The sequence below is a fragment of the Acinetobacter sp. ABJ_C5_2 genome, from assembly GCF_044538485.1.
GTDB classification, from domain to species: domain Bacteria; phylum Pseudomonadota; class Gammaproteobacteria; order Pseudomonadales; family Moraxellaceae; genus Acinetobacter; species Acinetobacter nosocomialis_A.
The window spans coordinates 193714-208183 of sequence record NZ_JBIUCS010000001.1; the positions used below are offsets into that span (position 1 = coordinate 193714).

13 protein-coding genes are annotated in these 14470 nt (G+C 39.1%); 6 read left to right on the forward strand and 7 right to left on the reverse strand.

Translation table 11 applies throughout. The annotated features are described in order from the left end of the window. The first annotated feature begins 23 nt into the window (after positions 1–23). The 6 genes from pstC (at position 24) to blp2 (ending at position 7957) form a co-directional block, all read left to right on the forward strand. The gene (gene pstC / locus ACH8JV_RS00930) at positions 24–1403 is read left to right on the forward strand and encodes a phosphate ABC transporter permease subunit PstC (protein ID WP_002052700.1); all 1380 of its coding nucleotides are present in this window, start codon (positions 24–26) and stop codon (positions 1401–1403) included. After that, complete coding sequence (pstA, locus tag ACH8JV_RS00935) at positions 1400–2797, forward strand: phosphate ABC transporter permease PstA (RefSeq protein WP_396519224.1); 1398 nt, start codon at positions 1400–1402, stop codon at positions 2795–2797. Before pstC ends, pstA begins: the two co-directional genes overlap by 4 nt. Positions 2798–2810: 13 nt before the next feature. After that, positions 2811–3713, forward strand: coding sequence for a phosphate ABC transporter ATP-binding protein PstB (pstB, locus tag ACH8JV_RS00940; protein WP_004700130.1), 903 nt, complete (start codon positions 2811–2813; stop codon positions 3711–3713). Between the two features lie 146 nt (positions 3714–3859). Continuing rightward, positions 3860–4822: a protease SohB gene (sohB, locus tag ACH8JV_RS00945; protein WP_077169542.1), complete on the forward strand. Its 963-nt coding sequence runs from the start codon at positions 3860–3862 to the stop codon at positions 4820–4822. Between the two features lie 136 nt (positions 4823–4958). Then, positions 4959–5576 carry a cytochrome b/b6 domain-containing protein gene (locus tag ACH8JV_RS00950; RefSeq protein WP_396519226.1) on the forward strand — a complete coding sequence of 206 codons (618 nt, stop codon included), beginning with the start codon at positions 4959–4961 and terminating at the stop codon, positions 5574–5576. Positions 5577–5773: 197 nt separating this feature from the next. Then, positions 5774–7957, forward strand: a complete 2184-nt coding sequence (gene blp2 / locus ACH8JV_RS00955; RefSeq protein ID WP_396519228.1) for an Ig-like repeat protein Blp2 — start codon at positions 5774–5776, stop codon at positions 7955–7957. 47 nt (positions 7958–8004) lie between these two features. Here blp2 and ACH8JV_RS00960 read toward each other — a convergent pair whose 3' ends face one another. From ACH8JV_RS00960 to dacC, 7 genes are all read right to left on the reverse strand, one after another. Beyond that, entirely contained in the window at positions 8005–8646 is a 642-nt protein-coding gene (locus ACH8JV_RS00960) for a DUF2238 domain-containing protein (RefSeq protein WP_396519230.1), read from the reverse strand. A gap of 80 nt (positions 8647–8726) precedes the next feature. Next, a complete protein-coding gene (gene purB / locus ACH8JV_RS00965; RefSeq protein WP_077169540.1) occupies positions 8727–10115 on the reverse strand; it encodes an adenylosuccinate lyase in 1389 nt (462 codons plus the stop codon). A gap of 54 nt (positions 10116–10169) precedes the next feature. Then, a complete protein-coding gene (gene hflD, locus ACH8JV_RS00970; RefSeq protein WP_000229973.1) occupies positions 10170–10904 on the reverse strand; it encodes a high frequency lysogenization protein HflD in 735 nt (244 codons plus the stop codon). Positions 10905–10917: 13 nt separating this feature from the next. Then, the gene (mnmA, locus tag ACH8JV_RS00975; RefSeq protein ID WP_031981789.1) at positions 10918–12051 is read right to left on the reverse strand and encodes a tRNA 2-thiouridine(34) synthase MnmA; all 1134 of its coding nucleotides are present in this window, start codon (positions 12049–12051) and stop codon (positions 10918–10920) included. 4 nt (positions 12052–12055) lie between these two features. Beyond that, a complete protein-coding gene (locus ACH8JV_RS00980; RefSeq protein ID WP_174722977.1) occupies positions 12056–12544 on the reverse strand; it encodes an NUDIX hydrolase in 489 nt (162 codons plus the stop codon). 120 nt (positions 12545–12664) lie between these two features. Continuing rightward, positions 12665–13210 (reverse strand): gamma carbonic anhydrase family protein, encoded by a 546-nt coding sequence (locus ACH8JV_RS00985; RefSeq protein WP_004707665.1) that lies wholly within the window; start codon positions 13208–13210, stop codon positions 12665–12667. A gap of 89 nt (positions 13211–13299) precedes the next feature. Further along, entirely contained in the window at positions 13300–14448 is a 1149-nt protein-coding gene (dacC, locus tag ACH8JV_RS00990) for a D-alanyl-D-alanine carboxypeptidase PBP5/6 (protein WP_174722975.1), read from the reverse strand. Positions 14449–14470 lie beyond the last annotated feature (22 nt).

Below are 14470 nucleotides of genomic sequence, written 5' to 3' on the forward strand. Positions count from 1 at the left end.
ATTGAGAAAACAGTGGAGAATACATGAATCTGCTACTTATCGGTGTGTTGTTAGCCCTTGTGGCAATTGCATATCAACTTGGGCTGAGAAAAAGCCGTAACCTAGCAGGTAAGGGAAGCAACTCGGCGACATTACATTCTCGTCCTGGTTATTATGGCGCACTGGTTGGACTTTGGTGCGGTATCCCTGCTTTTTTAATTTTGATGATTTGGAACTTAGTTGAACCAAATATTTTAAATCATATTATCTTTAATAATGTTCCAGCTTCTGTGTCAGCTTCTCTTGATGAAGCAGCAAGAAGTGTACTTGTTGATCGAGTTCAAGCGATTGCTTCTGGTTTTGGGGTAAGTGATCATCCGGCAGCTTATGAGTTGGCTGCTGCTCAGCAATATGCAAAATTTCAAACGATTGGCTCTTTTGCCAAATTTGCCGTTGTTGTATGTGCTGCATTATTAGGTTTAGTCTGGGCAAAGAAAAAAATCAGCCAAGAATATCGTGCACGTAACCAAGTTGAACGTGCCATTAATGTTGGTTTGATCTTGTGTTCTGGCGTAGCAATTTTAACCACAATCGGCATTGTAATGTCGATGTTTGGTGAAGCAATGCGCTTCTTCCATTTTGTAAGTCCAATCGACTTTTTCTTTGGTACAGAATGGAACCCTGGCTTTAGTACTTCAGGTAATGCTGAAGGTAGTTATGGTTTATTACCATTGCTATGGGGTACGCTCATGGTCAGTGGTATTGCTTTATTAGTTGCTGTACCTGTTGGCTTAATGATTGCCATTTATTTAGCTGAATATGCTTCACCATGGTTACGCTCATGGGCAAAACCAACGATTGAAGTTTTAGCGGGTATTCCAACAATTGTTTATGGTGTTTTTGCCATGATGATTATTGGTCCATTCTTTAAAGCTGTGGGTGCTCATATTGGTATTGAAATTAACGCAACCAGTGCACTGACTGCTGGTTTCGTAATGGGAATCATGATTATCCCATTCGTTTCATCTTTATCTGATGACATTATTACTCAAGTTCCTCGTGCACTTCGTGATGGTTCACTCGGACTTGGCGCAACCAAATCAGAAACAATTCGCCAAGTGGTTTTACCAGCCGCTTTACCGGGTATTACGGGGGCATTTTTATTGGCTGTATCGCGTGCCGTGGGGGAAACCATGATTGTGGTTTTGGCAGCGGGGAACAGTCCACTTCTACATGCAAATCCGTTTGAAGCTGTTTCGACAGTGACTGTAACCATCGTAAAACAGTTAACTGGCGATACCGATTTTGCAAGCCCTCAGGCCTTGGTGGCATTTGCATTGGGTTTAACACTCTTTGTAATCACCTTGGGACTAAACATTGTTGCACTGTACATTGTGCGTAAATACCGTGAGCAATACGAATGAGTACATCAAATACATCGTCTCCTATGGATCAGAACGTATTTGATCCACAAGCTGCTGCTCAAGCACGTGATCGCCGTAAAAAAGTGATTGAAAAGTCACTGGCTAAACGTCACCGCAAAGAAAAAGCTTTCCGTTTTGCTGGTTTATCGGCAGTGGTTATTGGTCTTGCATTCGTAGCGTTATTATTTGGCAGTATTTTGGCAAAAGGTTTACCTGCTTTTTGGCAAACCAGTATGAATGTACCAGTTTACTTCGATCCTAAAGTGATTGATGCTGGTCCATTGCCAGCACGTACTCAAGGTGAAACACCTGCGCATTACCAAGAACGTTATGTAGCTTGGCAAACAAAAATGGGTATGGTGGATTGGGATAGCCTGATTGTAAATGGTATAGTCGCTAAAGACCCTTCACTTGAGTCGCAACGTGATTCTTTACGTAGCCTTTATGCAAGCTCAGAAGCTTATCGTTTGCGTGACATGGTATTTGCCGACCCATCGCTGATTGGTAAAAAAGAGAACCTTACTTTCTTGGGTGATGCTAACGTAGATGTATGGTTAAAAGGCAATATTGACCGCTCATTACCAGATGACCAGCAACAGCTTGATCCGGAAATCCGTAAGCTTGCAGATGATTTGAAAGCAAAAGGTATTCTCGAAAATACGTTTAATACCAACTTATTTAAAAATCCGGACTCTCGTAGTTCACCAGCAATTAGTGGTCTTGCAGGTGCATTCATGGGCTCGTTATTCATGATGCTGATTGTGATCATCATTTCGATTCCAATTGGTGTGGCGAGTGCTATTTATCTGGAAGAGTTTGCTCCAAAGAATGTCCTTACAGACATTATTGAAGTCAACATTAATAACCTTGCAGCTGTTCCTTCAATTGTGTTCGGTTTACTTGGTGCAGCCATTTTCATTGGTTGGATGCATTTACCATTGTCGGCTCCATTTGTCGGTGGTTTGGTATTAAGTTTAATGACATTACCAACAGTCATTATTACAACCCGTGCATCTTTAAAAGCTGTTCCACCATCAATTCGACAAGCTGCACTTGGTTTAGGTGCTTCTAAAGTACAAACCGTTTTCCATCATGTTTTACCTTTGGCGATGCCGGGCATCATGACAGGTTCAATTATTGGTGTGGCACATGCGCTTGGTGAAACTGCACCGTTACTTTTAATCGGAATGAGTGCATTCGTTGCAAGTATTCCAACAACTCCATTTGATCAAGCAACTGCTTTACCTGTTCAAGTTTACTTATGGCAGGGTAATGAGTTGCGTAACTTCTTCGAAGGCCGTACTGCTGCTGCGATTATCGTACTTCTTGCATTAATGATTGGTTTAAACAGCCTTGCAATTTGGTTACGTAAAAAGTTCGAAGTGCGTTGGTAATAGAGGATAAATAATGAATACTATTGATATTACGAATTCCTTAGAAAAGGATAAGTTAGTGAATACTGAACAATCTCAATTTACAGATAAGCCGCTGAATCATGGCACTTCATATGTTTCGCATTTTGAACCGCAAACTTCAAAAAAGCAGAACTCAACTGAAATCAAAATTAGTGCACAAGATGCCCATGTTTATTATGGCGACTTTGAAGCGATCAAAGGCATTGATTTAGATATCTACCAAAATGAAGTGATTGCATTCATTGGACCATCAGGTTGTGGTAAATCAACTTTCCTACGTACTTTAAACCGTATGAATGACACGATTGATGGCTGCCGTGTAACAGGTAAGATCACTTTAGATAATAAAAATATCTATGATCCAAATCTGGACGTTGTATTGCTACGTGCTCAGGTGGGTATGGTATTCCAAAAGCCAAACCCGTTTCCTAAGTCTATTTTTGATAACGTTGCATATGGACCAAAGCTACATGGTTTAGCACGTGACAAATATGACCTAGAAGAAATTGTTGAAAATAGCTTGCGTAAAGCGGGCTTATGGGAAGAAGTGAAAGACCGTTTGAATCAGCCGGGTACAGGCTTATCTGGTGGTCAGCAACAACGTTTATGTATTGCACGTACGATTGCGGTAAGTCCTGAAGTCATTTTGATGGATGAACCATGTTCTGCACTTGACCCAATTGCAACAGCAAAAGTGGAAGAGCTTATTTCAGAACTTTCTGATCAATATACGATTGTGATTGTAACGCACTCAATGCAACAAGCAGCACGTGTTTCAGACCGTACAGCTTACTTCCATTTAGGTGATTTGATCGAAGTAAACTCTACAGAAAAAGTATTTACGCAACCTGACCATCAATTGACAGAAGCGTACATTACTGGCCGTTTCGGTTAATTTCTAGCTGTAAAAGAAAAAGAGCCTTGTGCTCTTTTTTTATTTAATAAATGAAAATGAATCTATTTTGCAAAATCGCTATTGAATTTTAATCAAAAGAACCACATCTTAAGGCTATAAAGACAAACTTATGAGCATAGAATTTTATGTTATTCCATTTGCCTAAACTCCCTGCGGAAATACGTGTTAGTCATTTAAATGCACGTGTAAATGAACAGAGAAAAAAAATTGCACAAACGACAGCAAGCCGTTTAGAGCTTTTACAATTGGCTCAACAACTTGCGAAAGAAGCTAAAATCCGCCGTAAGAACAATCAGAAAATTTTTGTTTTAGATTTTAAAGGTGATATTCAAGCATCTGCGGTTGAAAACCTTCGTGAAGAAATCACACTTATTTTAGCTACAGCTAAAGCTGGACGTGACCGCGTAGTGGTACGTCTTGAAAGTCCGGGTGGTATGGTTCATGGTTATGGACTAGCAGCAGCTCAATTAGTTCGTTTGCGTGATGCAGGTTTTCATTTAACGATTTGTGTCGACAAAGTCGCTGCAAGTGGTGGCTATATGATGGCTTGTATTGCAAATGAAATTATTTCTGCACCATTTGCTGTTGTTGGTTCGATTGGTGTCGTTGCTCAGGTTCCAAATTTCAATCGTCTTTTAAAAGAGCATAACGTTGACTTCGAACTTTATACAGCTGGGCAATATAAGCGTACTGTGACTATGTTCGGTGAAAATACGCCTGAAGGTAAAGCGAAGTTTGAAGAAGAGTTACAACAAACACATATCTTGTTTAAGCACTTTGTAGAGAAGTACCGTCCACAGCTTAATGTAGACAAGGTTGCTACAGGTGAGCATTGGTATGGACAAGATGCGCTTGATTTAAACCTTGTAGATAAACTAGAAACTTCTGATGAGTATCTATTAGCGTTGTTACCTCAGCATGATGTCTATGTGATTAACACACGTAAAAAGGCAACTTTGGGTGAAAAGTTAGGTCTACAAGCGGCCCAAATGGCAGATAGTTTGATTCCGGCGGTAATGAATAAAGTTGCAGATACATTGGCAAAAGCGAATTCAACTTTAGTGCAAATGCGCGATACGAAGTTTTAATTAAGATATATTTTTAACGAAAGAGTACCTTTATAGGTGCTCTTTTTTTATGGGGGTGATTAAATAAATTTGATTAATATTTGTTTAAGTTTCAATTGCCAAAGTTGTGATTATTTTTGATTTTTTGAGTTTTGTAATGTCAAAAACGTTATCGCATATTGATATTCTTATAAGAATCTTACACATCATTATTATGGTTGCGTTTGTTGGTGCTTATTTTACGGGAGATAGTGAGGACTTACATCAGGTGCATATGATGTTTGGTTATATCCTCCTGATGAGTATTACCACACGGGTTATCTGGCATTTTTTAAGTCCACGTATTTCAAATACTGCGCCATTTGGCATAAAGAAGCGGAGCAGTATGGCATTCAACGCAATTAAAAAGTCGTTTAGTCATGCAAATTCAGTAAGTATTTTTTCGAAAAATTCAATTCAATTATTCAGTATTGGGCTATTTCAAGCTTCGATTGTATTTATTTTCATACTCATTCCTGTTGTTGTAGCACTTGGATACGGAACAGAGCACTTTACTTATTCTTTGAGAGACTTACATTCATTTTTCGCAAACTTATTTTTAGCTTTGGTTATATTGCATCTTTCAACGCTTATTTTAAATAGCATTCTTGCTAAACGCTTTCAGGGCTGGACTATGCTTAAAATGACATGGGAAGATAAAAAAATAACTAAATTTATGACATTGTTGGTGTTAGTTCTTGTCGGAGCTTTTAGCTTTGTTTATTTAAGAATGTAATATATAAGGTGCATATAAATCCTGTTTGAAGTTATATTTTTTAATGAGAATTCAAAAAATATTGTTGATAAATATACTTATTGAATTGTGATAGATAAGTGATTTTGATATTTTAGGCAACAATAAAATAGCTTTTAGATGTTTCATTTAAAAAGTTACACATTTAAAAATATAACTGAAATTCAGGATAGGAAATAATGACAAGAATAATTGTGGCATCCAAAGAGGGTTTGGACGTTCTGCAAGATGGTCAGCTCGATAAAGTAATTTTAAACCAGCCTACTATTATTCAAATTGGTGTAAGTCAAAAAGATATTGCATCGATGGAAAAACAGGGTGGACGCTTAGTCCTCCACTTAAAGAATGGCGAGACCATTGTTTTAGAAAATTTCTTTAATGAAGCAACGAATACAACAGAGCATTCACTTGTTTTTCCAACAGAGCAAGGAAAGTTTGTTGAAGCACAATTCGATGCCCAAGGCAAAGTGATCGATTATAAAGGCTTAAATCACGTTACAGATTTGGGCTATGCCAGTGCGAGTTCAACAGCTGCAACTATGGCAGTTGATGGTGATCCAAGTTTTTCGATGGGTAATGTACTCAAAGCAGGTCTAGCAGTTCTAGCTGTGGAAGGATTATATCTTTGGGCTTTTAAGAAAGATGATAAGGATGACTCAGCAAGTGCACCTGATTTAATCGCACCTGCTGCTCCTACCGCTACGCTTGCTGATGATACCGTGACAGTGACTGGTAAAACTGAAGCAAATGCAAAAATCTATCTTAAAGATGCTGCAGGCAATACAGTCGCATCGGGTGTTGCAGATGCAAGTGGTAACTACACGATTAAATTAGATAAGCCGCTAGTGAATGGGGACAAATTAAATGTTATTGCCCAAGATGCGGCTGGAAATAGCTCTAAAGCTACGGTTGTAACAGGTACAAAAGATACAATACCTCCAGATACTCCACAGGCTCAATTGAGCGATGATGGTTCATTATTGACTGGTAAAGCAGAGGCAAATGCAAAAATTACAGTTTATGATGCCACTGGCAAAGTACTAGGTTCTGTTTTTGCAAATAAAGATGGTATTTATTCTTTAAAACTTACTCCGCCATTAACTGGTGAGGCGGGCGGTAAAGTTATTGCTGAAGATGCTGCAGGTAATAAATCTGAAGAAGTTAAGATTATTGCGGGTAAAGACACCGTGCCACCAGCTTCTCCTTTTGCTGAAGTCAACAAAGAAGGGTCGGTAATTCATGGTAAAACTGAAGCCAATGCAAAAGTTCAAATCAAAGATGCCGATGGCAATGTCATTGGATCTGGCATGGCGGATGCCCAAGGTGACTTTCAAATTACGCTTTCACCTGCTTTAAAAGAGTCTCAAAAAGGCACCGTAGTTGTTGAAGATGCAGCTGGTAATACGTCTAAGCCTGTCGAAATTAAGCCAGGTTTTGACTCGATTGCACCAGATAAACCAACGGCTCAAATTAATACAGATGGTACTTCGGTAACTGGTACAGCTGAAGCCAATGCCAAAATTGAAATTAAAGATGCAACTGGTAAAGTAATTGGTACTGGAACAGCAGATGCGAATGGAAAATTTACCATTACTATTTCGCCAGCATTGACTGACAATAACCACGGTGCTGTTTCTGCGATTGATAGCGCAGGAAATAGATCTGAAAGTCTGGATATTGTGGGTACAAAAGATACTATACCTCCGACCAAACCTATCTTAAACAGTGTAGAAGATGATGTAGGTGACATCAAAGGCGCTATTGCGGCAGGTTCGGAAACTGATGATGCTAGGCCAAAACTTACGGGTTCAGGTGAAGCAAATGCGACACTTACGATTTATGATAATGGTGTTGCAATTGGGGTGGTGACTGTAACGGCTGGTAGATCTTGGTCATTTACTTTTGATAAAGACTTAACTCTTGGTAAGCACAGCATTACTTTAACCCAAACCGATGCAGCAGGGCTGACCAGTGAAGCAAGCTCTCCATTTACTTTTTATGTGGTTGCACCGAAGGTCGCGAGTCTGGCCGATGCTTCAGTCAATACCTTAAGTACAGAAGCTCCATCTTTGGCAGATAGTGTTGGGTTACATACTTTAAAGGTTGCGCAAACTACGACAACTGAGCCGACTAGTCAGCAGAAAACTGTTCCTGTAGATGATTTGCTAAAAAGCTCTTCTCTAAACGAATCAGATCCTGTCTCAAAACTTCTATCATCGACAGCATTAAAAACGACTCAGACTCCTGAGCAAAATGATGTGAATACTTCAATTGATCAGACAACAAATCTTGATCATCTTTTGCCAAATACGACCTCTTCACCTTTGCAAAATATTTTAGAGCAAACCTATCCGGTTGTTTAACAGGCCGTTTGGTAACAAATAAAAAGCGCTCAATGAGCGCTTTTTATTTACGGTTTATTGTCTAATTTGGGTGATGTTATCAAGGCGAAAAGCCCATAGAGGATTGCGCCAATTGTGGCGAGTAACATATCTTTATGAGCATCCCACATATCACCTTGTTGCCCATTATAGTTTTCTGCTTGTTCAGGTGATAACCCAATTGCGATTGCCCATTCAATTAGTTCATAAAAGACACTTGATGCCATCACGAATTGGACTACAAGTAAGAATAAAGAAAAAGGACGTGCAGTGGGTAACCATACTTGGAATACACGATAAATAAGAGGGTAGAGCAACGCACCATATGAAAAGTGGACAAGTCGATCATACATATTACGAGACCAGCCCATGTACTCATCTAAGTTAAAATGAAAGATGTGTTGAATCCAGTCATTATACGGAACGTATGAATAGAGATAATGAGCACCAATTACGTGGATTAAAAGAAACAGTAAATAAAAAGTAAAACTTAAAAAATCGAGTCCAATTTTTTTGAAAATAATAAAAAGCAGAATCACCATAAAAACAGTGCCAGCTTGATGAAGTAAGTAAGCTTCAAACTCCAGAGGGTTGATACCTGAAACAATAATGGCAATCAAAAGCAGGCTGATTGCAATATAGTGTTTAAGTTGAAAATTTTTTTCGATCATTTTATGGAAAACTTTATTTTGATGAGTATAAGTGTAATAAAAAAGCGAAGCCTAGGCTTCGCTTTTGATTAACTTTTTAATTAGATTTTACTAATTAATTCATTAATTTGTTTTGCTTGTTCAGCTGCGTTACCCGTATAAGTTGCAGGAGTAAGCTCAGCTAAACGAGCACGCTCTTCGCTTGGTACTTGAGCAAGTTCGTTACCATTTACGAAATCAACCATCATGTCGCGAGTCATTGCTTGACCACGAGTTAAAGCTTTTAACTTCTCATATGGTTTTTCAATGTTGTAACGACGCATAACTGTTTGAATTGGCTCTGCAAGAACTTCTTGAGCTTGGTCAAGATCTTCATTTAAACGATTTGCGTTAAGCTCAAGTTTACCAACACCTTTTAAGCAAGCATCAAAAGCAATTAAGCTTTGAGCAAAACCAACACCCATGTTGCGAAGTACAGTTGAGTCAGTTAAGTCACGCTGCCAGCGAGAAATTGGTAATTTTTCGCCTAAGTGAGCCAACACTGCATTTGCAATGCCTAAGTTACCTTCAGAGTTTTCAAAGTCAATTGGGTTAACTTTGTGTGGCATAGTTGAAGAACCAACTTCGCCTTCTTTAAGTTTTTGCTTGAAGTAACCTAAAGAGATATAACCCCATACGTCGCGGTTAAAGTCGATCAAAATTGTATTGTAACGACGTAATGCATCAAACAACTCAGCCATGTAGTCGTGTGGCTCGATTTGAGTTGTGTATGGGTTAAATGTTAAACCTAAAGATTCAACAAAAGCTTGTGCGTGAGCAGCCCAGTCAACATCTGGATAAGCAGAAAGGTGAGCATTGTAGTTACCTACCGCACCATTGATTTTGCCGAGTAACTCAACATTTTCAAACTGTTTGATTTGACGAGCTAAACGATACGCAACGTTTGCCATTTCTTTACCCAAAGTTGTTGGGCTAGCAGTTTGACCATGTGTACGAGACAACATCGGTTGTTCAGCATGAGTCGTTGCTAAAGCAGAAATTGCATTTAAAATTTGCTTCATGCTTGATACTAAAACTTCACGACCGTTTTTAAGCATAAGCGCATGAGACAAGTTGTTGATGTCTTCTGATGTACAAGCGAAGTGAATGAACTCACCCGCATTTTGTAATTCAGCAATACCAGCAATTTTCTCTTTCAAGAAATATTCAACTGCTTTTACGTCATGGTTAGTTGTACGTTCAATTTCTTTAATGCGATTCGCATCTTCTTCAGAGAAGTTGCTTACGATTGCATCTAGAGCTGCATTTGTTTCAGCTGAGAAAGGAGCAACTTCAATAATTTCTGGACGGTTAGAAAGCGCTTGTAACCAACGCACTTCTACAGTGACACGAGCATGAATTAAACCAAACTCAGAAAGAAAAGGGCGTAGCGCATCACATTTGCTGGCATAACGTCCATCTAATGGTGATAGTGCGGTTAAAGCGTTCATAACGATTCCTTAATGCTGGAATAAACATAAAACAAAAATAATCTCGTTACAGACTTAGATAACTTGGTACTGTAAGCGAGCAAGTGCTTGAATATCCTGTAGCAATTTACGTTTGCTAAAAATCATGTTCCATGAACTACCGCCGAGTTGTCGCCATAAATGAGCCATTTGTAGCCCTGTAAACAGACAAGCACGAATACGGTTGGTATGGTTGGTATCTTTAAATGCCTCAGCATTACCACGAACTAAAATGCGTGGATTAATTTGCCCAGCAGTATCAACATAGGTTTGCGCCAAATTGGCTAAAATACTTGGGTGTAAATAGTTATTATCGAAAAAAGAAAGCTGTTTTAAAATCTTCTGCTGCGCTTTTTCAATAATCGCCACATATTCAGGATTGCTATAGACCTTCTTTTCTAATTGCAAAAGTGACATTGCGTAAGACATAGGAAGCTTTGCACTACGCATTTTAGGTAAACGAGACTTAGGCGCATTGGTAAAAGGCTGGGTAATACAATTTTCGAGTGTTTTAAGACCTAACGAAATATCAGCCAGTTGATTAAAAAAATCTAAAGTCTGGACGGTATTATTATTTGTTGTCGGGCGAATATTTAAACTCGCCTTTATTAATAACTCAAAATAGAAGTTACCACTTTCACCAATACTTTGCTGACCTGTCATAGCAGTCATATGTGTAAGCTGGGTCGCTTGGAATACCCCAGCCAAAGCAAGGGCACGGTTTTGGCGAACATTCAAAGCTTGTGATTGTTGAAAGGGTAACTCCACCATGCCACTCATTCCCTTAAATAAAATTTGGTGTAGGGGCATTTGTATGGTGAATCACACCCCCGCCTAGGCAAACTTCATCTGAATAAAATACAACACTTTGACCCGGTGTAACTGCGCGTTGAGGTTCATCAAACTCAACACGAATACCGTGTTCACTATTTTCATCAATAAACACTGTGCAAGCCTGATCAGGCTGGCGGTAGCGTGTTTTAGCGGTACAACGTAATCCTTCAGCCGGAATATGTTGTTCACCTGCTACCCAGTCAATGGACTCACTCCAAAGCTGTGTACTTTGCATCAGTGGGTGTTCATGTCCTTGGCCTACAACTAAACGGTTATTGGCAACGTCTTTATGAAGTACAAACCATGCACCTTCTGCTGCACCTTTCATACCGCCTAGACCAATACCACCACGCTGACCGAGCGTATAGTACATCAGACCGTGATGTTCACCAACTTCTTTACCGTTATCCAATACAATTTTACCTGGTTGAGCGGGTAAATATTGTTTAAGGAAGTCATTAAAACGGCGTTCACCGATAAAACATATACCAGTTGAATCTTTTTTCTTCGCAGTTGCTAAGTCCAGTTCTTCAGCAATTCTACGAACTTCCGGTTTTTCAATTTCGCCTACAGGGAAGAGGGTTTTATTAATTTCACGCCCATGCACTGCATGTAAAAAATAGGTTTGGTCTTTGTTGTTATCTAAACCACGTAATAAAGGTGCATATGCTTCACCTTTAGAGTTGTAAGCAGTTTCAGCACGACGAGCATAGTGACCTGTTGCAATGAAATCTGCACCTAAAGTCATGGCATGGTCTAAAAATGCACGAAACTTAATTTCTTTATTACACAAGATATCTGGGTTTGGGGTGCGACCCGCTGCATATTCAGCCAAGAAGTGTTCGAATACACGATCCCAATATTCCATAGCAAAGTTTGCAGTATGGAGTTTAATACCGATTTTATCAGCTACTGCTTGAGCATCGGCTAAATCTTCCATTGCTGTACAGTATTCCGTGCCGTCATCTTCCTCCCAGTTTTTCATGAAAAGACCTTCAACTTGATAACCCTGTTGAAGTAAGAGTGCCGCAGAAACAGATGAATCTACGCCACCAGACATACCGACGATGACACGTTGTTGCATAGGACTAGGCATCCAAATGAGAAGTTAATGAGGGAGAGAAAGGGTGCTCATAAATAAGAGCTAAAGGATAATGGTGGCCTTTTATAGCATCTTCAATGGCTTTAATGACTAAAGGACTACGAGCACGGGCAGATTCTTGAAGCTCATCTAGAGTCATCCAGACAGCAGAAACAATACCTGTATCAAGTTTAGGGTCGCTTTCGACTTGAGTGACATGTGCTAAAAAGCAGAAGCGATAGTAAGTACGGTCCGGAAACATGGGTGGGGTATATGTATAAATACCAAGTAAGGCATCTATCTCAACATGATGACCCGTTTCTTCAAGTGTTTCACGAATAGCAGCTTCTGTTAGCGTTTCACCACATTCCACATGACCAGCAGGTTGATTAAACACAGTGTGTACAAAACCTTCGCTATGTTCTTCGACAAAAAGATAGCGTCCATCTTTTTCTACGACTGTAGCGACAGTGACATGAGGAGTCCATGCGGCCATAAAAAAGCACCATGAATTTAAAAGTCGTATGATACGAAATTTAGGGGTTTTTGGCTACGGTGATCTTACAAACGATAGAGCACTCTAAAAACTCTATCGTTTGAAAAACTAACTACGTTTTTAATTTGTTTGGTTATCTTTATGGTTATTTTGCACTTTTACATAATGTCTTGCTGAATAAGGTAAAAATGCCAATTCTTTTTCAGTTAGAGGACGTACTTGCTGTACAGGGCTTCCAACATATAGATAACCACTTTTTAAGACTTTACGAGGTGGAACTAAACTGCCCGCACCAATCATTACATCATCTTCAATAACGACATCATCTAAAATGACGGTATTAATTCCGACTAGTACGCGGTTGCCAATCGTACAGCCATGTAAAGTAACATGATGACCTACTGTCACATCTTCACCAATAATAAGAGGTGAACCATTGGGTTTCGCATCATTTTTATGGCTCACATGTAACATACAGTGGTCTTGTACATTACTGTTTTTACCAATTTGAATGCTATTTACATCTCCGCGAATGACTGCAAAAGGCCAAACCGAAACATTTTCGGCCAATTTAACATCACCAACAACCACTGACATTTCATCAATGTAACAGCTTGGATCAATTTGTGGATGATGATCTAAATAAGGACGGATGTTTTTTGTCATGAGAAGCATCAAAATAAAATTTAATCGAATTATAAAATAAAAAAGCACTCAAGCTAATAGCATGAGTGCTTAATCCAACTACTCTAAACTTAGAATAAGTTGCTGAAGAATTGTTTGATATGGTCAATCATACGTGCGAAGAAACTTGCTTCTTCAACTGGTTTTAATGCAACAAGAGGTTTTTCAGCAATGACTTTGCCATCTAAACTTGCAACAAGTTTACCCACCACTTGGCCTTTTTGTAGAGGTGCATTAAGGTTTGGTTGTACAACTAATTGAGTCTTAATGCCGCCAGCTTTGCCTTTAGGCATAGTAACGTTAAAGTTCTCTGCTAAACCAATTTGAACTTCATTTTCTTTACCGAACCATACTTTCGCTTTTGCAAGAACTTGGTTTGCAGGTTGAACATTTGCAGTTTCAAAGTTCGCAAAGCCCCAAGACAACAATGAACGAGTTTGATTAGCACGTTCATTAACGCTGTCGGTACCGAAAATCACTGAGATTAAACGCATTGGACCACGTTTACTCGAAGTCGTTAAGCAGTAACCAGCTTCATCTGTATGGCCTGTTTTTAAACCATCAACACTTGGGTCAGTGTAAAGTAAAGCATTACGGTTACCTTGCTTGATACCGTTAAATGTAAATTCTTTCTCAGAGTAAATTGGATAGTATCTTGAGCTATCTTTAATAATATGCTGAGCTAAAACTGCCATATCTTTTGCAGTTGAATAATGACCTTCAGCAGGTAAGCCTGTAGAGTTCATAAATTGGGTATTTGTCATACCAATACGTTTTGCTTCCTGATTCATCAGGTGAGCAAAAGTACCTTCATTTCCGGCAATGTGTTCAGCCATTGCTTTTGATGCATCATTACCAGACTGAATGATAATACCTCGAAGCATTTCTAAAACAGTTGCTGTGCCATTTAATGGTACATACATACATGATTCAGCGCTGCTTCCTTTACACCAAGCTGATTCGTTCATACGAACCTTTTCGTTCTCGGTAAGTTCACCTTTTAATAATTTTTGTTCAATGATGTAGCTTGTCATCATTTTAGTCATAGAAGCAGGAGCAAGCTTTTCATTTTCATTTTTAGAAGCGAGAATTTGTCCTGTCTCGTAATCCATTAATACATAAGACTTATTATTTAATTCTGGCGGAGCTGATAAGACAGTTGCTGCATAAGAAAAACTTGGTAAGAGGAGGAGTGCAGCAATAGCGCTTTTTCGAGTCATTCTAGGTAATTCCAATATCTTG